Origin of the sequence: Faecalibacterium sp. DFI.5.82 (assembly GCF_029076575.1) — a bacterium.
Taxonomy (GTDB): domain Bacteria; phylum Bacillota; class Clostridia; order Oscillospirales; family Ruminococcaceae; genus Faecalibacterium; species Faecalibacterium duncaniae.
The window spans coordinates 1-295 of the sequence record NZ_JARFIS010000930.1 but is presented as its reverse complement, the minus strand read 5'-3'; the positions used below and the strand labels follow the sequence as shown (position 1 = coordinate 295).

At 53.6% G+C, this 295-nt stretch carries 1 protein-coding gene; it reads right to left on the bottom strand.

Annotated features, from left to right (window positions below; translation table 11 throughout):
• Nucleotides 1–106: 106 nt before the first annotated feature.
• Nucleotides 107–295: hypothetical protein (locus tag P0G09_RS19540; RefSeq protein WP_275253508.1), on the bottom strand; the 189-nt coding region annotated here is incomplete at its 5' end.

Below are 295 nucleotides of genomic sequence, written 5' to 3'. Positions count from 1 at the left end.
TATCATCCGCGGGGGAGAATTTCAATGGATAAATCGTGAAAAATGTCGCCTAACTGCCTTTTTATGACCGGATTTCGTCCCATTTCACATCCTGCCGGAGACGCGGTCAGTCTTTTTTCACGGCCACAAGAACGCGGATCTTTACGCCCGCCGCGCTGCCGTAGGCATCGTACCAGACGATGAGGCTGTAATCCTCGGCGTTGATCTGGGAAAGGGTGGTGGCGTAATACTTGCCCTTGTACCACAGATACACCTGCATGTCATCGTCAGTCTCATAGCGGGTGGAGCCGCTCCG